This is a genomic window from Chryseobacterium sp. POE27 (assembly GCF_039727685.1).
In the GTDB taxonomy this organism is placed as follows: domain Bacteria; phylum Bacteroidota; class Bacteroidia; order Flavobacteriales; family Weeksellaceae; genus Chryseobacterium.
Genome location: NZ_CP152475.1, coordinates 3,532,889 through 3,550,231, shown reverse-complemented (window position 1 = coordinate 3,550,231; position 17,343 = coordinate 3,532,889). Strand labels below are relative to the sequence as shown.

16 protein-coding genes are annotated in these 17,343 nt (G+C 36.3%); 8 read left to right on the top strand and 8 right to left on the bottom strand.

Annotated elements, in window-relative coordinates; all coding sequences use genetic code 11:
- Nucleotides 1-5 precede the first annotated feature (5 nt).
- The 3 genes from AAHI02_RS17035 to recG all read left to right on the top strand — a co-directional run bounded on the left by AAHI02_RS17035 (nucleotide 6) and on the right by recG (nucleotide 4,277).
- Nucleotides 6-1,541: a peptide MFS transporter gene (locus AAHI02_RS17035; protein WP_346984260.1), complete on the top strand. Its 1,536-nt coding sequence runs from the start codon at nucleotides 6-8 to the stop codon at nucleotides 1,539-1,541.
- A 40-nt stretch (nucleotides 1,542-1,581) separates the two neighbouring features.
- Nucleotides 1,582-2,115, top strand: a complete 534-nt coding sequence (locus tag AAHI02_RS17030; RefSeq protein ID WP_346984259.1) for a thioredoxin fold domain-containing protein — start codon at nucleotides 1,582-1,584, stop codon at nucleotides 2,113-2,115.
- A gap of 77 nt (nucleotides 2,116-2,192) precedes the next feature.
- On the top strand, nucleotides 2,193-4,277 hold the full coding sequence (recG, locus tag AAHI02_RS17025) for an ATP-dependent DNA helicase RecG (protein ID WP_346984258.1): 2,085 nt from the start codon (nucleotides 2,193-2,195) through the stop codon (nucleotides 4,275-4,277).
- A 513-nt stretch (nucleotides 4,278-4,790) separates the two neighbouring features.
- Here the strand turns inward: recG and AAHI02_RS17020 are convergent.
- From AAHI02_RS17020 to dapA, 4 genes are all read right to left on the bottom strand, one after another.
- The gene (locus AAHI02_RS17020; protein ID WP_346984257.1) at nucleotides 4,791-5,237 is read right to left on the bottom strand and encodes a response regulator; all 447 of its coding nucleotides are present in this window, start codon (nucleotides 5,235-5,237) and stop codon (nucleotides 4,791-4,793) included.
- On the bottom strand, nucleotides 5,234-5,812 hold the full coding sequence (locus AAHI02_RS17015) for an AraC family transcriptional regulator (RefSeq protein WP_346984256.1): 579 nt from the start codon (nucleotides 5,810-5,812) through the stop codon (nucleotides 5,234-5,236). Before AAHI02_RS17015 ends, AAHI02_RS17020 begins: the two co-directional genes overlap by 4 nt.
- 293 nt (nucleotides 5,813-6,105) lie before the next feature.
- Entirely contained in the window at nucleotides 6,106-6,606 is a 501-nt protein-coding gene (locus AAHI02_RS17010) for a GNAT family N-acetyltransferase (RefSeq protein WP_346984255.1), read from the bottom strand.
- A gap of 137 nt (nucleotides 6,607-6,743) precedes the next feature.
- Nucleotides 6,744-7,616, bottom strand: a complete 873-nt coding sequence (gene dapA, locus AAHI02_RS17005) for a 4-hydroxy-tetrahydrodipicolinate synthase (protein WP_346984254.1) — start codon at nucleotides 7,614-7,616, stop codon at nucleotides 6,744-6,746.
- 194 nt (nucleotides 7,617-7,810) lie between these two features.
- Here dapA and AAHI02_RS17000 point away from each other — a divergent pair, with 194 nt between their 5' ends.
- Genes AAHI02_RS17000 through recO form a run of 5 tightly spaced genes read left to right on the top strand, consistent with a single transcriptional unit; the run spans nucleotide 7,811 to nucleotide 12,494 of the window.
- On the top strand, nucleotides 7,811-8,569 hold the full coding sequence (locus tag AAHI02_RS17000; RefSeq protein ID WP_346984253.1) for a 5'-nucleotidase: 759 nt from the start codon (nucleotides 7,811-7,813) through the stop codon (nucleotides 8,567-8,569).
- Nucleotides 8,569-9,519, top strand: coding sequence for a metallophosphatase (locus AAHI02_RS16995; protein WP_346984252.1), 951 nt, complete (start codon nucleotides 8,569-8,571; stop codon nucleotides 9,517-9,519). Before AAHI02_RS17000 ends, AAHI02_RS16995 begins: the two co-directional genes overlap by 1 nt.
- A gap of 2 nt (nucleotides 9,520-9,521) precedes the next feature.
- On the top strand, nucleotides 9,522-11,492 hold the full coding sequence (locus AAHI02_RS16990) for a hypothetical protein (RefSeq protein ID WP_346984251.1): 1,971 nt from the start codon (nucleotides 9,522-9,524) through the stop codon (nucleotides 11,490-11,492).
- Between the two features lie 55 nt (nucleotides 11,493-11,547).
- Nucleotides 11,548-11,808, top strand: a complete 261-nt coding sequence (locus tag AAHI02_RS16985; protein ID WP_346984250.1) for a T9SS type A sorting domain-containing protein — start codon at nucleotides 11,548-11,550, stop codon at nucleotides 11,806-11,808.
- Nucleotides 11,808-12,494, top strand: a complete 687-nt coding sequence (recO, locus tag AAHI02_RS16980) for a DNA repair protein RecO (RefSeq protein WP_346984249.1) — start codon at nucleotides 11,808-11,810, stop codon at nucleotides 12,492-12,494. The genes AAHI02_RS16985 and recO overlap by 1 nt, the downstream gene beginning before the upstream one ends.
- 240 nt (nucleotides 12,495-12,734) lie before the next feature.
- Here recO and AAHI02_RS16975 read toward each other — a convergent pair whose 3' ends face one another.
- The 4 genes from AAHI02_RS16975 to AAHI02_RS16960 form a co-directional block, all read right to left on the bottom strand.
- Nucleotides 12,735-13,292, bottom strand: coding sequence for a hypothetical protein (locus AAHI02_RS16975; RefSeq protein WP_346984248.1), 558 nt, complete (start codon nucleotides 13,290-13,292; stop codon nucleotides 12,735-12,737).
- Nucleotides 13,213-13,722, bottom strand: coding sequence for a hypothetical protein (locus AAHI02_RS16970; protein ID WP_346984247.1), 510 nt, complete (start codon nucleotides 13,720-13,722; stop codon nucleotides 13,213-13,215). Before AAHI02_RS16970 ends, AAHI02_RS16975 begins: the two co-directional genes overlap by 80 nt.
- A 118-nt stretch (nucleotides 13,723-13,840) precedes the next feature.
- Nucleotides 13,841-15,394 carry a hypothetical protein gene (locus tag AAHI02_RS16965; protein ID WP_346984246.1) on the bottom strand — a complete coding sequence of 518 codons (1,554 nt, stop codon included), beginning with the start codon at nucleotides 15,392-15,394 and terminating at the stop codon, nucleotides 13,841-13,843.
- A gap of 791 nt (nucleotides 15,395-16,185) precedes the next feature.
- Nucleotides 16,186-16,995 (bottom strand): glucose 1-dehydrogenase, encoded by an 810-nt coding sequence (locus tag AAHI02_RS16960; RefSeq protein ID WP_346984245.1) that lies wholly within the window; start codon nucleotides 16,993-16,995, stop codon nucleotides 16,186-16,188.
- Nucleotides 16,996-17,343: the final 348 nt, after the last annotated feature.

The window sequence follows — 17,343 nt, the reverse complement described above, 5'->3', positions numbered from 1 at the left end:
AAATTATGAGCTTAACTTTAGATGAAATACAAAATTTCAAAGGAAAATACCCAAAGCAAATCTGGAGCCTGTTTTTCTCTGAAATGTGGGAACGTTTCTGTTTCTACGGAATGCGGGGAATGCTCGTTTTCTTCATGATTTCCCAACTCAATTTCCATGAAAAAGAAGCCAACCTTCAATATGGAGCAACGCAGGCATTTGTTTATGCCTTCACATTTATCGGAGGATTATTCGCCGATAAAATATTAGGTTTCAGAAAATCTCTTTTCTGGGGAGGGCTCCTCATGATTGTCGGAAGTGCTATTTTAGCGACAGATCCCCACAAATTTTTCTTCTTAGGCATTGCTTTTACTGTAGTGGGTACAGGTTTCTTCAAACCGAATATCTCCTCAATGGTTGGCCAGCTTTACAAACCTAATGATGAAAGAGCGGATGCAGGATTTTCGCTTTTTTATGCAGGAATTAATCTTGGAGCTTTGATAGGTGGATATGTCTGTATTTCAATTGGCAAAGTTGGATATATTGAACTTGGAGCATTACAATTAGGCAAAGGTTTAATCCCTCAAAATTTGCAATGGAACGTAGCTTTTGGATTAGCTGCTTTTGTGATGATTATAAGTTTGGTTAATTTTATTTTTACACAGAAAAAATTGGGACCGATCGGGCTTCAGCCGGGACATCCTGAAAATGAAACAAAATCTGCTCCCATACCGAAATGGCAGGAATATGGAGTATATATTTTATCATTGATTTTCGTTCCGATCATCATGATAATGGTGGCAAAAACTGAATATACAGACTATTTTATGTGGACTGTAGGACCGCTGACATTGATTTACCTGTTCTATGAAATGACAAAAGTGACACCTTCTGAACGTAAAAAACTTTGGGCAGCTTTAGTTTTCATCCTATTTTCTATTTTATTCTGGGGAATTTACGAACAAAGCGGAGGATCATTAAGCATTTTTGCGGCTAAAAATTTAAATAAAGATTTATTAGGATTAGATCCAAACGGTGTCAACAATTCCGGAGGAGCATTTTTTATCATTTTCCTTGCTCCGCTGATCGGGCTGCTCTGGATATGGCTGAATAAAAGAAAGATTGAGCCGAATACAATTATTAAATTTGGGTTAGGCTTTATTTTCTTAGGCTTAGGATATTACGTTTTATTTGCAACACGATTTTTTGCCAATCTTCAGGGTATTACTTCATTAAATTTCTTTACTATCGCATTGCTGGTTATTACATTAGGAGAGCTTTGCCTCTCTCCTATCGGATTATCGATTATGACAAAACTTTCAACGAAAAATCTCCAGGGAATGATGATGGGAATGTGGTTTCTGGCTTCCGCTTACGGACAGTATGTTGCAGGAATCATTGGAGCAGGCCTTGCAACAGCAAAAGAAGGCTCCACGAATTATGATGCTTTGATCACTTATACTGATGGATATAAACAATTGGGATTGTATGCTGTAATCGCCGGTATTGTATTAATTTTGATATCACCATTTGTAAAAAAATTAATGCAGGAGGTAAGATAAAAATAAGTAATTATGCTTATTTTTACATAAATGTCAAATCATGAAGAAAGTTATAAGCATAATTTGTCTTTTCGTTGTCACTCTAAATTTTGCGCAGGTAAGATGGATGACTATTGAGGAAGCACTGAAAGCCCAGAAAGAAAATCCTAAGAAAATCCTGATCGATTTTTATGCAGACTGGTGTAGCCCGTGCAAGATTATGGCTAAAAAAACCTACGGAAATCTTATTATTGCAGACATTCTAAATAAAAATTATTATCCTGTAAAATTCAATGCAGAAGAAAAAAAGGAAATTGAAATCTTTGGCAGAAAATTTTCAAATACAAATACGGAACACAAAAAAGGAAAAAATTCTTTACACGGATTCACCCAATACATGAACGTCGCAGCGGTTCCGAGTACAGTTTTTCTTGACGAAAATGGTGGGCCGATCACCATTTTGCAGGGAGAGCTATCCGCAAAAGAATTAGAACCTTATTTAGAACTTATTTCAAAAGATCTTTTCAAAAAGATCCGTTCGAGGGAACAGTGGGAAGATTATCAGAAGAAATTTAAATCAAAAATAAAAGATTAAATCCAATACAAAGACTTTCAAATCCGAAAGTCTTTTTTTAATTTCTAATTTTTCCCGAAATTCGTGGTTCTTTAAAAATGACTTTAGAAACTTCCATAGAATACGTCAAAGGAATAGGTCCCGAAAAAGCCAAGCTCATCAAAAATGTGTTAGGAATTTCCACCGTTGAGGATTTTCTTAATTTCTTTCCTATCCGGTATCTTGATAAAAGTAAAGTTCATAAAGTCTCGCAGCTTCATGAGGTGACGACCGATGTTCAGCTGAAAGGAAAAATCACCAATATTCAGGAGATACAGACCGGAAAAACGAAACGCCTTTCCGCAAAATTCAATGACGACACAGGTTCGATGGATCTGGTTTGGTTTCAGTATTCAAAATGGCTGAAAGAACAGCTTCCCATTAACAAAGAAGTTTTTATTTTCGGAAAAATCAATGTCTTTAACAATCAGTTTTCCATGCCCCATCCGGAAATTGAAATTGAGGAAAAAAAAGACACTGAAAACCGATTAAAACCTATTTATCCAAGTTCGGAAAAATTAACTAAAAGAGGATTAAACCAAAGATTTTTTCAGGTTGTTTTAAAAAACATCTGCAAAGAAATCCCTCATCTTATTTACGAGAATTTTCCGGATTATCTGATGAAAGCTTTTAAATTTTTATCCAGGCAGCATACTTATCTCAACATCCATTTCCCAAAAGATATGGAGCATTTTGAGAAGGCCAACTATCGTTTAAAGTTTGAAGAATCTTTCTTTTTTCAACTGGGATTCGGTTTAAAAAAAATTCACCATAAAAGCCACACCATCGGAAATCCCTTTCCGGTAGTCGGAGATTATTTTAATGACTTTTACGAAAATCATCTGCCTTTTGATTTAACAGGGGCTCAGAAAAGAGTATTAAAGGAAATCCGGATGGATATGAAACGTCCGATCCAGATGAACAGGCTTTTGCAGGGCGACGTTGGCTCAGGGAAAACAATGGTTGCGCTATTAACGATGCTTATAGCCAAAGATAACGGTTTTCAAAGCTGCATTATGGCGCCAACGGAAATTCTTGCCCAGCAGCATTATAATGGAATTAAGGAACTTTTAGAAAAAACAGAAGTTAAAATTAAACTCTTAACAGGTTCAACAAAAAAATCTGAACGGAATATAATTCATGAAGAACTTGAAAATGGCGAACTTTCCGTTTTGGTGGGAACGCATGCTGTTTTGGAAGACAAAGTTAAATTTAAAAATCTCGGCTTAGCCATTATTGATGAACAACATCGATTTGGTGTGGCACAACGGGCAAAACTTTGGGCTAAAAATAAAATTCCGCCGCATATTCTGGTAATGACGGCTACTCCTATTCCCCGTACTTTGGCGATGAGTTTTTACTCGGATCTTGATGTTTCCGTGATTGATGAACTTCCGGTTGGAAGAAAACCTATCATTACAGCCCACAGACGTGAAAAAGACAGAGCGTATGTCTACAATTTCTGTCGTGAAGAAATTCAGAAAGGAAGACAGGTTTATTTCGTTTATCCTTTAATTGAAGAATCTGAAACTTTAGATTACAAAAATCTGATGACCGGTCTGGAAAATGTGATGGATAATTTTTCAAAATACAACATCGCGATGCTTCATGGGAAAATGAAACCCGATGAAAAAGACACAGCAATGAATTATTTTGCTTCCGGAAAAGCTCAGATTATGGTCGCTACGACGGTAATTGAAGTTGGTGTAAACGTTCCGAATGCTTCTGTAATGGTAATTGAAAGCTCGGAAAGATTCGGGCTTTCGCAGCTTCATCAGCTACGCGGCCGTGTAGGTCGTGGCGCAGAGCAGAGCTATTGCATTCTGATGACTTCTGATAAATTGTCTAAAGACAGCAGAACAAGAATTAAAACGATGGTTGAAACCAATGATGGTTTTAAGATTTCTGAAGTCGATATGCAGCTTCGTGGCCCAGGAGATATTCTGGGAACTCAGCAAAGTGGTATCGTGGATTTTAAAAGACTTGATCTGGTCAATGATTCAGCCATCATTAAAGCCACTAAAAATACGGTAGAAAAAATTCTGGAGACAGATCCTTTATTAGCAAGACCTGACAATCAGATCATTAAAAATTATTATCTGAGACATTATAACGGTAAAAATAAATGGAGTAAAATTTCATAAAAAAACCGCGAAAAGAAATTAATCTTTACGCGGTCCCCCTTATAAAACTGTTATTTGAAGAAATTACTTACTTGTTTTTAGCTTAATATTTTGTGATGTGGTGTGAATATGTGTGTGTGATAATTTAGTGTTCAGCTTAAAAGAAGTAAAAACAAAATGAATTATGTTTCCAACCTGCTTATTTATAAAAACTAACTTGACAAGCTAAAGAATAACATCATATATATTCTTTAACTACTCGAGTTTTCATGATTGTACCGTTTTGTTTAAAGATCTTCTGCTCTTGTAATTGGAAATTCATATAATTCATTTTGCTTAACTAACATTGTGATTTATATAATTTAGTTTAGTTCAAAAAACAACTGTTATTATTGATCTTTCTGCCTCAATATATTCTTATTCTTAATGATCATTCGGATATTTATCGTTTTTATTATTTTCACTTTTATGTGAAACTTGAATTACAAATATAGAACTTTAATTTAAATACCAAAATAGTTGAGCGGTTTTTTTTCACACTTTCATGATAAAATTATTTTTATTAAGTCCTGAAGTGTGATATTGCCAGGTCACAGTCATTATATCTGTTACATTTTTTTTCATTTCCCTGTAATTGTCAGGTTTTTTCATCAGAACGTTCGCTCCGTTTACAAAAACTTCCTCTTCGTCTTCAGATGATATGGATTGGGCATAAATTACAGTTGTCATATGATCGAATCTATTATCAGCCTTTAATTCTGATAAATACGTGATACAATTCTTCCCGGAAATATTAAAATTCATGAAAAAAACCTCAGGAATCACGGCGCCATCTGCATCGAAATATTCCATCGTATCTGTAATATTACAAAAAGTCTTTACTTTTATATGAATTTTAAGATCCTGTAATATGCTTTTAAACAGGATCAGATTACCTTCATCATCGTCTGCTAAAATCACATTGAGATATTCTTTATTCATATTGCTCTTGAATATTGTTGATCGTACCGCTGAACTTTTCTTCTCATCGCAACAATCTTCTGAAATTGAGAAGGCGTAAGGCCTGTCATGTTTTTAAACTGTGTGCTCAAATGTGCGACACTGGAATAATTAAGTCTTTGAGCAATTTCAGTCAGATTATGCTTTCCACTGATAATCAATTCTTTGGTGTATTCAATTTTTTGAATAATGATAAAATTTTCTATCGAAGTATTGGCAATCTCTGAAAAAAGATTGGAAAGATAACCATAACTATGGTTTAGTTTTTCAGCAATGTAGATAGAAGCTTTTACGGGAATCATTTCATCAGAACCTACAAGCTCGATAATAGCATCTTTTATTTTCTGAACCAGTGCTGTTTTCTGGCTTTCAATAATTTCTATACCGTAGCTCCCGAGATTTTCTTTGAAAACTTTGCATTGTTCCTGTGTCAGAGGTTCATACAGTTCTACTTCTCCAGAGTTGATAAGTTTGTATTTAAAGCCCTGATCTTTAAGTTTATCTTCCAACACCTTCCTGCAGAGGGTATTGAAATCAAATTTCACATACATCTTCATCCTTAATATTATGTATTTAATGTTTAAGTAAATATAAACTTTTTATATCAATTTAAAGTGATATAAATAAAAATTCTTATTTAAAACATAAATAAAAAACTCCTGCATTAAAAAAATACAGGAATTTAAACACTAAGGATGAAAAAAATATACCGATAAAAAGCTGAGAACAGCTTAAAACCAAGCATATGAATATTTTGATAAGTGATTCGGTTCTGTTACAAAGATGTAAAAAAACTCTACATCACATTTTATAGAATTACAATTAAATATTACAGAATTTTAAGTCATATTTATGTGATATAAAATTCCATTTCGTAATCATCCATTACAAAACCGCTTCCGATATCTACGATTATCTCTTTGTATACTTTGAAACCCTGAGATTCATAGAACATTTTCGCATTATTATGCTTATTCACATTTAAGATTATCCTTTTGTCGTCACTTTCGGATACTTTTTGCTTTAAAAAATCAACAGCCATTTTTCCAATGCCTTTTCCTTTGCTTTCCGGAATCAGATAAATCCTGTGCAGCTTTGTTGTATGTTCCTCGTAACCATTCTCATAGCCCAAAAAACCTTCAAAAGAATTATTTATTTCATTAAAGATCAAAAAATAATGATAGTCAGAATGTTGTAATTGATTACTGATTTCCTCGTAAGAATACATTGTCTTAAGCATATATTCTATCTGTTCTCTTTCAAGTATCTCGGCATAAGCAACCTCCCACGATCTTTTGGCCAGATCCTGAATGAAGGGTATATCTTTTTCTGTTGCTTTTATAAATTTCATTGATTTAATTTTATGTAGTTTTATGCTGGAAAGCACAATATTATATTTGTATTTTTATGGCAAATAAAAAAGGTGAAAAGCACGATACTCTTCACCTTAATATGTTTATTGTAACATTAAAATGTTACTGAAAAATGTTAAACATTAGCCATTTCAGCTTTAATTTTCGTATACAATCCCTCTGACGCCACGACTAAAGGAAGCCTTACATAATTTTTCACAATCCCTTTTTCCGTTAAAACAGCCTTAATTCCACACGGGTTCCCTTCGGCAAAAATCAGTCTTGTGATATCAACCAATTTGTTGTGGATTTCGTACGCTTCTTTCACTTTTCCATCAAATGCTAACTGCACCATTGCTGAAAATTCTTTCGGGTACGCCTGTGCAATGACAGAAATTACTCCGTTTCCGCCGGCAAGCGTGACAGGAAGTGTGAATTCATCGTCCCCGGAAACGAGATTAAATCCTTCAGGTTTCTTTCTTAAAATATCAAAATACTGAAGAATATTTGGGGCAGCTTCTTTAATTAGAAATAAATTCGGGAATTCTTTTGCTAAACGCAACGTTGTTTCCGCTTCTATATTTTGTCCCGTTCTAGACGGAACGTTATAGATAATAATATTTTTTCCGGTGGAAGCTAAAACTTTATAATGTTGATAAAGCCCTTCCTGATTGGGCTTATTATAATATGGAGATACAGAAAGTACCGCCTCAAACGCAGAAAGATCTGTTTCTTCAATCTGTTTTTTGACTTCAAGAGTATTATTTCCGCCGATCCCCAAAACCAATGGAAGACGTTTATTATTAACCTTAATGATATGCTCAATTACCTGTTTCTTCTCTTCAGCAGAAAGCGTTGCAGCCTCCGCTGTAGTTCCCAAAACAACTAAATAATTGGTTCCGTTTTCGATGTTGTATTCAACTAATTTCGTCAAACTTTCAAAATCTACGGATAAATCTTCATTAAAGGGCGTTACCAATGCAACACCTACTCCTTTTAAAATGCTCATCTGTTAGAATTATTTTTTTCAAATTTAATAATTTACCTCAAGAATTTGTTATAAATAATAATGTTTTATTATACATATAATTATATTTGCATTTACTAAATGGTAATATAAAGTCATCATTCCCGGAATTGCTTATGGATCCCAAAGGCGAATCGACGATTGCATTTAACCTTTATAAAAATAATTTGCTGCATATGAAAAATAAATTCTTGTTATTAGGAATTGCTCTGGCTGCGCTTTCTGCCTGTAAAACAGCTTCACCGTTACAGGTAACAGAGGTACAGACCCGGAAAAATATTTCTATTAATAATGAGCTAAAGAATGATGAGGAGTTTGTAAAGTTTATTGAACCCTACAAGCAAAAATTGGATAAAGAAATGAACCTGAAGATCTCACATACCAACGTAGATCTTACCAAGCAGGGAGACAATAGCAATCTGGGTAATCTTCTAGCAGATTATACATTTGATGGAGCTGATGAATGGGCAAAAACAAATCTTAACAAAAATGTTGATGCCGCTTTAATCAATATCGAAGGAATCCGAACAACTATCGGAAAAGGAGATATCCTACTAAAAAATGCATTTGAGGTGATGCCTTTTGAAAATGAGATCATCATCGTAAAAATGAAAGGAACAGATTTACAGGGACTTTTTGATTATTACGCAAAAACTCAGGTAAATAATCCTGTATCTCATCTGTATATTGAAACCCAAAACGGAAAATTGGCAAAATCATTGATCAACGGAAAGACAGTGAATCCGGAACAGGAATACTATATTGCTACTTCAGACTATCTGGCTTTGGGTGGCGACAATATGAAATTTTTTGCTAAAGGAGAAATGATCTCTACAGGAATTAAAATGAGAGATTTGTTTATAGATTATTTTAAGAAATCTCCCGAAGTAAAATCAGGTACAGATATTCGCTTAAATTTTATCGGTAAAAAGTAATGGATAGAAAAAGTTTTTTAAAAGCAATAGGTGGCGGAACTTTAGCAATGGCTTTAGCTCCAAATATGATGATGGCAGAAGAATTAAATATTCTTGATGTAAAGGCAGCAAACAAACTCACCATTCTTCATACCAACGATCAGCACAGCAGAATAGAGCCTTTCGATTCGAGCTATACCAAAAATCCCAATCAGGGTGGCTTTGCAAGAAGGGCAAGTCTCATTCAGCAGATAAGAAATCAGGAAAGCAATGTCCTGCTTCTTGATTCCGGAGATATTTTCCAGGGAACTCCTTATTTCAACTTTTTTGGAGGTGAGTTGGAATTTAAATTAATGTCGAAGATGAAATATGATGCTTCCACCATGGGAAATCATGATTTCGATAATGGCCTGAACGGTTTTTTAAAGGTTTTGCCGAATGCGCAATTTCCTTTCATCTGCTCAAACTATGATTTTAAAAATACCGTTCTCGACGGAAAAACTTCACCCTATAAAATTTTTAATAAAAACGGAATTAAAGTAGGAATTTTCGGAGTAGGAATTCAACTGGAAGGACTGGTAGGAAAAAAACAATATGGGGAAACGGTTTATTCGGATCCTGTTGATGTAGCTCAGCATTATTCTAATTTCCTTAAAAATGAACAGAAATGTGATCTTGTGATCTGTCTTTCGCATATTGGGTACGATTATAAAGACGAACCCGAAAAAATAAGCGATAAAATCTTCGCAGCCAAAACAGACAATATCGACCTGATCCTTGGTGGTCACACTCATACTTTCTTACCGGAACCTCAGACATTCACCAACAGAAAAGGCAAAAATGTTCTGGTAAACCAGGTAGGATGGGCAGGTCTGCTTCTGGGCAGAATAGATTTCTTTTTCGATTCAAATAAAAACGTAAAACATATTGCCTGGAATAATCAGGTAATTGACAGCAGCATAATAGCATAAGTATGAAAAAACTCTCTTTAATTTCTCTTGGTATTTTGGCATCCCTGCACGTTGCAAATGCGCAGACTATTTCTTCAAAAAAATGGGCAGACCTGTTTTCTTACAACAATGTAACTGCCATGAAAGAAGATAACGGAAAAATAGTTGCAGCCGCAGAAAACGGGATTTTTTATTATACAATTTCATCAGGTGAAATTACTAAGCTGTCTAAAGCAAACGGCTTGCATGAGGTTAAAATTTCAGCTTTCGATTATAATCCACAGAATAAGATCGCACTTATCGGGTATCAAAACGGTTCTTTGGATGTCGTGACCCAGGATGGCGTGACATATGTTGTTGATATTCCTATTGCTACAGGATATAATGGCAGTAAAAGAATAAACCATATTTCGATAACAGGAGATCTGGCTGTGATTTCAGCAGGCTATGGAGTTTCAATTTTTGATTTAAAGAAAAAAGAATTCAAGGATTCAGCATTTTTCTTATCGGGAGGAGTTTATGAAGCCAGTAATGAAGCCACAATTTTCGGAAATAAAGTATATTCGGTAACCAATACAGGTTTAAAAAGCCATGAGATGAACAATACATTTCCGGTTTTCACAACATGGACGACCGAAGTGGCAGGATCTTTCAAACACATTGATTCGGAGGGAGTATTAAGCTTTTCATCAGCCAATACTGCTTATCTTTATAATAGCGGGGCATCTGCTCCTCTGTCGCAGACTTTTACTAATGTACGCGATGTTGTTGTGAATAATAACAATATTATCGTAACAGATTTAAACAGGGTTTATACATTTAATACCAACGGAAATTTCAATAATACAGTCAGTTTCGGAGAAGAATGTAATACGGCAACAACGATCGGAGGCAGTGTTTATGGCGGAACTGTTTTATCAGGGATAAAAAACGAAAGCAGCAATTCTTTCAAGCCGGATGGGCCCTATTTCAATTACGCTTATAAACTGAGTCTTTATGGTGATAACCAGATTCTGGTGTCCACAGGAGGAAGAGAAGGAAGATTTAATACAGGAATTAGCAATCCTAAAAATCCCGGTTTCTATTACTTCAATGGGATGGAATGGATTTATCCTTCTTATTTCGTTGGAAACACAACAGGGTTTAATGTTATAGATGTTGTCTCAGATCCGGCAAGTCCGGACGATATTTTCTTCACAAATTACACGACTGCACCTGGTCGCGGTGTGTACAAGATGAAATATAATCCTGCAAATAAAGATTTTACATTTACTAAAAATTATAATTTAGGAACCGACAATGTTAATGCAAGACGTGCCGTAGGTTTCGCTTTCGATGATGCCAACAATCTTTTTGTTACCATCGCATTTTCCAGCGACGGACCAGAAGTTGGACTGTTTACAGCGATTGGCGCTTATGACAGAGCCACAGATAATTTTCTTATAAAAAATACAACATCCAGCCTGGGTGCTGCACAAAAACCTTTGTTTTATGAGGGGTTATTATGGATCCCGATTCCAAGGATTAATTCTTTTATTGCCTATGATGCCAAAAAGACAGTAAATACTTCTGACGATACGGCTTATATTTTAAATCAGTCCAATGGCTTTGCAACAAATTCAGGAGGAACGCTTTCCGTTGCTCTTGATAAATCCGGAGATGCATGGATCGGAGGAGATATGGGATTAAGGATATTACAGAATGCTGTTTCCGAAATAAAGACCCCTGAAAGCGCAAAAGTAGAGCCTATCATTATCGAGCAAAACGGTTTGGGTGAAGAGCTTTTCAGAGATTCTCAGATACTACAGATTGAAGTGGATGGCGGTGATCACAAGTGGGTTTCCGTAGATGGTGGAGGAGTTTATTATCTATCTGCAGACGGCCAGCAAACAGTAAAACATTTTACCAAAGAAAACTCGCCGCTTCCTACTAACAGCGTTACCGATATAAAAGTAGATAAAAAAGACAGGGAAAGTATATTTTGCAACGTATGACGGTATTGTAACCTATCAGGGAGATGTAGCCGATGTCGGATCAGGTTTCGGAAACGTGCTTGTTTATCCGAATCCTGTTGTCTATTCCAATTTTAAAGGAAAAGTAACCATTAAAGGATTAGCAGAGGTTACGAACATCAGAATCGCTGATGCAGCGGGTAATGTAGTACATTCTGCGGTGGCACGAGGCGGGTATTATGAATGGGATCTTAATAATCAGAGAGGAACAAGAGTAGCTTCCGGAGTTTATTTTGTCCTGATGACCAATGAAGATGGTTCTGATAAAGCGACAGCAAAGATCGCAGTAGTTAATTGATGAATTCACAGAACGGATTTTTATTATCATATATTAAATACGGTGAAAATGATGCGGTCTTGCATTGTTTTACAGAGGAAGAAGGCTTTCAGTCTTATTTTTTAAAAGGTCTTTACACCAAAAAGAATAAGAAAAAAGGTCTTCTTCTGCCGTTGAGCAAACTCAATTTTTCTTTACTTCCCTTAAAAGGAAACGGAATACAGACGATCTCTAAGTTTGAGATGGTAAAAAGCAATGATATTTATACAGACATCCGATGCAACACCGTTGTATTTTTTATCTCAGATTTTTTAAATCAAAATTTAAAACACGAAAATAAAAATCAGCATATTTTCTTTTGTCTCGAAGAATTTATTGATCAACTGGAAAGCCAGAACTATCAGTCACATCTGATTTTTTTAATTAAAGTTTTAAAAATCCAGGGAGTTGCACCTTTACTGAATGATCGAAAATTTCTCGATCCCGAAACAGGAACTTTTTCATTGGAGATCATGCACCAGATTTTTACGGAAGAAATTTCTGCAATATGGCAAGCTGCACTTTCGTCAAATAATCCTTACCAGATCAGAATTCCTTCAGCGTTCAGAAAAGATTTTCTGGACAGTATTCTGGTGTATTACCACTATCATGTTACGGATTTCAGAATTCCTGCCTCTCTTGAAGTTATACAGCAGATATTTGAATAAAAATAAAAGTGTAAGAGCCTTTTTAAATTTATAATTTATTTTCAACATTAAGAAATTAAGCTCCTTTAGCTTAAAAAACTTAATAAAATCAATTTATTGATTCCTTGACCGAAATAAAGTCTAACTCTCTAAAATTCTTAATGTTAAATTAAAGAATAAACAAAGTTTATTTAATTTAGAAAATTAAGAAAAAACTATAAAAAATTTAAACATTCTAAGACAGGCATTAAAATATCGGTCTTACGATTTTGTTTCTTCGGGCATTTCTGTTTCAGACTCTGCAATTTCTTTTTTTGAAAATCTCGGCATTAAGATTTTTGCAATCAGTCCCGTCCATCCCGTCTGATGTGATGCTCCTACTCCACGACCGCTGTCCCCGTGGAAATATTCGTAGAACAAAATATAATCTTTAAAATCAGGATCAGTCTGAAATCTTGGGTATTGTCCGTTGAAAGGGCGGTTTCCATTTTCATCCTTTAAAAATATCTTTGCCAGCCTTTTACTCAGGGCATCAGCGATCTGATCTAAGTTTAAATAATTTCCGCTTCCGGTAGGGTATTCCACCAGAAAATCGGGGCTGTAGTAGAAGAAAAAACGCTGCAGACTTTCAATAATTAAGAAATTAACAGGAAACCAGATGGGTCCGCGCCAATTGCTGTTTCCTCCGAACAGACGACTGTCACTTTCGGCAGGAGTATATTTTACTGTATAATCTGTATTATTCAGATTGATATTGAACGGATTTTTTTTCGTATTCTTTGGAAAGCGCTCGCACTCCGAATTCGCTGAGAAATTCATCAGGTTTGAGCATTCTGTGAAGCAGCCTTTTCAGACGGTGACCCCGCAAAAGTGAAAGAAGGTGTTTGGATTCTTCACCTTTTACCTCCCAATGAGAAACCAAAGCGGCGAGTTCCGGTTTATTATCTAACACCCATTGCATTCTTTTCTTAAAATTCGGCAGCCTCTCGATCATTTCATCATCAATTACCTCGACGGCAAACATCGGAATAAGGCCGACAATCGTTCGCATTTTTAAATACATATGATTGCCATCACCAAGGGAAAGGGCATCATAAAAAAACTCATCCTGCTCATCCCAGAGACTGAAGCATTCGTCGCCCATATTGTCCAGCGATTTGGCAATTGCCAGGAAATGTTCGAAGAACTTCATGGCCATTTCTTCGTAAATCGTATTGTAAAGGGCCAGCTCCAGAGCGATTCTCATCATATTAAGGGCAAACATAGCCATCCAGCTTGTCCCATCCGACTGCTCAAGATGCTCACCATTCGGAAGCTCCGTATTGCGGTCGAATACTCCGATATTATCAAGTCCTAAAAATCCGCCTTCAAAGATATTGTTGCCGTTGTTGTCTTTTTTTATTGACCCACCAGGTGAAGTTCATGAGTAATTTCTGAAATGCGCTTTCCAGAAACTGTACATCCGGCTTGTCCTTCAGATATTCGTCAATTTTAAAAACCCTGAAAACTGCCCAGGCATGCACCGGTGGATTGACATCATTTAAGTTCCACTCGTAAGCGGGCAGCTGTCCGTTGGGATGCATATACCATTCAAAAAGAAATAATTTCAGCTGATTCTTTGCAAAATCAGAATCAATCAGTGAAAAGCTGATCGTGTGGAAAGCCAGATCCCAGGTTGCATACCATGGATATTCCCATTTATCAGGCATGGAGATAATATGTTCATTGTTGAGGTGCTTCCACTGGAAATTACGGATTTTCTCACGCGACTTTGGTGGCGGAGCTTCAGAGGGATCCCCTTTTAGCCATTTTTCTACGTTGTAATGATAAAACATCTTACTCCACAACATTCCGGCAAAAGCCTGCCGCTGAACCATTTTTTCATCTTCCGAGTCTATTCCTTTCTGAATTTCTTCATAAAATTCGTCAGCTTCCTGTTTTCTATCATTGAATATCTTATCAAAATCATTAAAAGGCTGCGTCAAATCTTTATCAGAAAGCCTGAATTCAAAGGTTTTTGTCTCTTTCGGATTGAAATTTTCTTCAATCACAAATGCCGCTTTGGTTCCGAAGTGATTCGGATTGACAGACTGTGAATTTCCTTTGATTATAAAATCATTGATTCCGTCTTTGCTGTAACGGGTTTCATTGGCACACTGATAGAGCTTCTCATTATTCGTTTCGTTGTCGCAAAACAGGACTTTTTGAGAATGCTTTGCGTACAGGTTTTTAATGTCTAAATCTTTGTGATGAATGGTGATGCACGCAGGATCTTCAGAACTCATCTGAGGAGTGTAAGAATCGTACCCCCAACGCCATGTATTCCTGAACCATAAAGTAGGAAGAATGATTAATGGTGCTTGACTTTCAGATTTATTGACGATGGTCAGCCGTATTAAAATATCGTTCTTATCAGCCTTTGCGTATTCAATAAATATGTCGAAATATTCATTGTTGTCGAAAATTCCGGTGTCAATTAATTCGTATTCAGGCTCCTCCTTGCTTCTTATTGCATTTGTCTGGATGAGGTCTTCATACGGAAATGCATTCTGAGGATATTTGTAGAGCATTTTCATGTAAGAATGCGTAGGAGTAGAATCCAGGTAGTAGTAATATTCCTTCACATCTTCTCCATGATTTCCCTGTCCGTTGGTAAGGCCAAAGAAACGCTCTTTTATCATTTTATCTTTTTTGTTCCAGAATCCTACCGAGAACACCAACTTCTGAAGATCATCGCATATTCCGCAGATGCCTTCTTCTCCCCAGCGGTATGTTTTTGATTCTGCCCCGTCATGAGTGGTATAATTCCATGCATCACCATCGTCACTATAATCTTCGCGTACGAGTCCCCACTCACGGTTGCTGACGTAAGGTCCCCATTTTTTCCAGGTGAGATCGGAGAGTCTTTCTTTTTCTTTCATGCTGTTTATAAATGATGATTGATAAATGATAGTTGATAGTTGATAGTTGATAGTTGATGGTTGATGGTTGATGGTTGATTAGTCTAAATTACAAAGCTCTTTTGAGAAATTGTGTAGTTTTTAAAAATTTAAGATTAATGCAACGTCTTCATATTACCTGTCATTCTGAATGTTACGAAGTGGAATGAAGAATCTCAACATACAAATAGATTCTTCCTTCGTCAGAATGACAAATAAAACGATTATTTTTTAATCACAAGCCTCTTTCTAGAAATTGCATAGTTTTAAAAAGTAAAGGTTAATGCAACGTCTTCATATTACCTGTCATTCTGAATGTTACGAAGTGGAATGAAGAATCTCAACATACAAATAGATTCTTCCTTCGTCAGAATGACAAATAAAACAATTATTTTTTAATCACAAGCCTCTTTCTAGAAATTGCATAGTTTTAAAAAGTAAAGGTTAATTGTAACGCCTTCATTATGTCTGTCATTCTGAATGTAACGAAGTGGAATGAAGAATCTCAAAATTCGACATAGACTTTTCCTCCGTCAGAGTGACAAATAAAACGATTATTTTTTTACATCTTTTAGATTGACCGTAACACGGATTCACCATTTACAATTCACTTTTCACAATTGACTATGACTTTCAAATGCCTGCCATTCCTGTTTCGGCTGAGATGCGCCCCGGATTGAACGGCCTGTCTGAGCTCTTTTTTCTTTCGGCGGCGGCTTCGCCGCCGAAAGAAAAAAAGCGAGTAGTGAAAGCCGGAAATGTGCGCCCAAATATTATCCTCCCGAAGCAAAACTTTCGAAGGTCGTCATTCCACCATCTACGAATATGCTTGCTCCCGAGATATAGTCGGAAAAATCACTCGCTAAGAAAACGGCAAGGTTTCCGATATCTTCCGGTTTTCCGATCCTGTTGTAAGGGATAAGGGTCATCAGGGAATGTAAAGCCTGCGGCGTGTCCCAGGCATCTTTATTGATCGGGGTTTTGATGGCTCCCGGACAAATGGAATTCACCCGAATTTTGTCGGGTCCGTATTCCTGAGCGAGGGTCTGCATCAGCATCCTGATCGCTCCTTTACTTGCTGCGTAATTGGCATGCCCCGCCCATGGAATAACTTCATGAACCGAGCTGATATGAATGATTTTTCCGCAGGCCACGGATCTTGAGGGATCAACGCCACGTCGAAGAAATTCTTTGATGGCTTCCCGTGCGCAGAGGAACTGACCCGTGAGATTGATGTCGATAACGGTATTCCACTGTTCCAACGTCATTTCCGTAATTTTCGCATCTTTCTGAACACCGGCATTATTAATCAGAATATCAACGGTTCCGAATTGTGAAATAGTATCCTTAAACATATTGATCACCTGATCTTCTTTCGATACATCGCACTGGTAAGTAATACCTTGTCCACCTGCGTCCGTAATTTGTTTTAAAACGGATTTTGCTTCATCAGTTGAATGTTCGGATGAATGATTAACGACTACGGTAGCATCGGCTGCGGCCAATGATTTTGCGATTCCGGAACCTATTCCACTTGAAGCTCCGGTGACAATGGCCACCTGATTATTGAGAGAAATTTCCATGTTTTATTATTTGATGTTACTCAGATACAGCTGAAAGGATCACGCCAAACATGAAAATTTTCACTTAAAAAATTCTTAAAGTTGCAGAGAGTGGCTTTTGGCAGATGGCTGCTGGCGAATAACTTTTGGCTTAATGCACCCGATCAAAGCCGTTTTACTCATGATTAAATATTTTCGGCTAAAGCCGGATCATTAGAGATCATAGAGTAAATGGGCTAAAGCCCATTTCTATTGATACTGTCCTCATTTTACATCGAGCTTACTTTACTTTACTTTACTTTACTTTACTTTACTTTACTTTACTTTACTTTACTTTACTTTACTTTACATGAATGAGGGCTTACTTTA

Excerpts from the sequence above, each read along its gene's own strand:
- AAHI02_RS16970 (WP_346984247.1), bottom strand. The coding sequence starts at position 13,722 with ATGATGAGAATCGCTCTGGAGCTGGCCCTTTACAATACGATTTACGAA.
- AAHI02_RS16975 (WP_346984248.1), bottom strand. The coding sequence starts at position 13,292 with ATGAATTTCTCAGCGAATTCGGAGTGCGAGCGCTTTCCAAAGAATACG.
- AAHI02_RS16960 (WP_346984245.1), bottom strand. The coding sequence starts at position 16,995 with ATGGAAATTTCTCTCAATAATCAGGTGGCCATTGTCACCGGAGCTTCA.
- recG (WP_346984258.1), top strand. The coding sequence starts at position 2,193 with ATGACTTTAGAAACTTCCATAGAATACGTCAAAGGAATAGGTCCCGAA.
- AAHI02_RS17020 (WP_346984257.1), bottom strand. The coding sequence starts at position 5,237 with ATGAATAAAGAATATCTCAATGTGATTTTAGCAGACGATGATGAAGGT.
- AAHI02_RS17030 (WP_346984259.1), top strand. The coding sequence starts at position 1,582 with ATGAAGAAAGTTATAAGCATAATTTGTCTTTTCGTTGTCACTCTAAAT.
- AAHI02_RS17010 (WP_346984255.1), bottom strand. The coding sequence starts at position 6,606 with ATGAAATTTATAAAAGCAACAGAAAAAGATATACCCTTCATTCAGGAT.
- recO (WP_346984249.1), top strand. The coding sequence starts at position 11,808 with ATGAATTCACAGAACGGATTTTTATTATCATATATTAAATACGGTGAA.
- dapA (WP_346984254.1), bottom strand. The coding sequence starts at position 7,616 with ATGAGCATTTTAAAAGGAGTAGGTGTTGCATTGGTAACGCCCTTTAAT.
- AAHI02_RS17000 (WP_346984253.1), top strand. The coding sequence starts at position 7,811 with ATGAAAAATAAATTCTTGTTATTAGGAATTGCTCTGGCTGCGCTTTCT.
- AAHI02_RS17035 (WP_346984260.1), top strand. The coding sequence starts at position 6 with ATGAGCTTAACTTTAGATGAAATACAAAATTTCAAAGGAAAATACCCA.
- AAHI02_RS16990 (WP_346984251.1), top strand. The coding sequence starts at position 9,522 with ATGAAAAAACTCTCTTTAATTTCTCTTGGTATTTTGGCATCCCTGCAC.
- AAHI02_RS16965 (WP_346984246.1), bottom strand. The coding sequence starts at position 15,394 with ATGAAAGAAAAAGAAAGACTCTCCGATCTCACCTGGAAAAAATGGGGA.
- AAHI02_RS17015 (WP_346984256.1), bottom strand. The coding sequence starts at position 5,812 with ATGAAGATGTATGTGAAATTTGATTTCAATACCCTCTGCAGGAAGGTG.
- AAHI02_RS16995 (WP_346984252.1), top strand. The coding sequence starts at position 8,569 with ATGGATAGAAAAAGTTTTTTAAAAGCAATAGGTGGCGGAACTTTAGCA.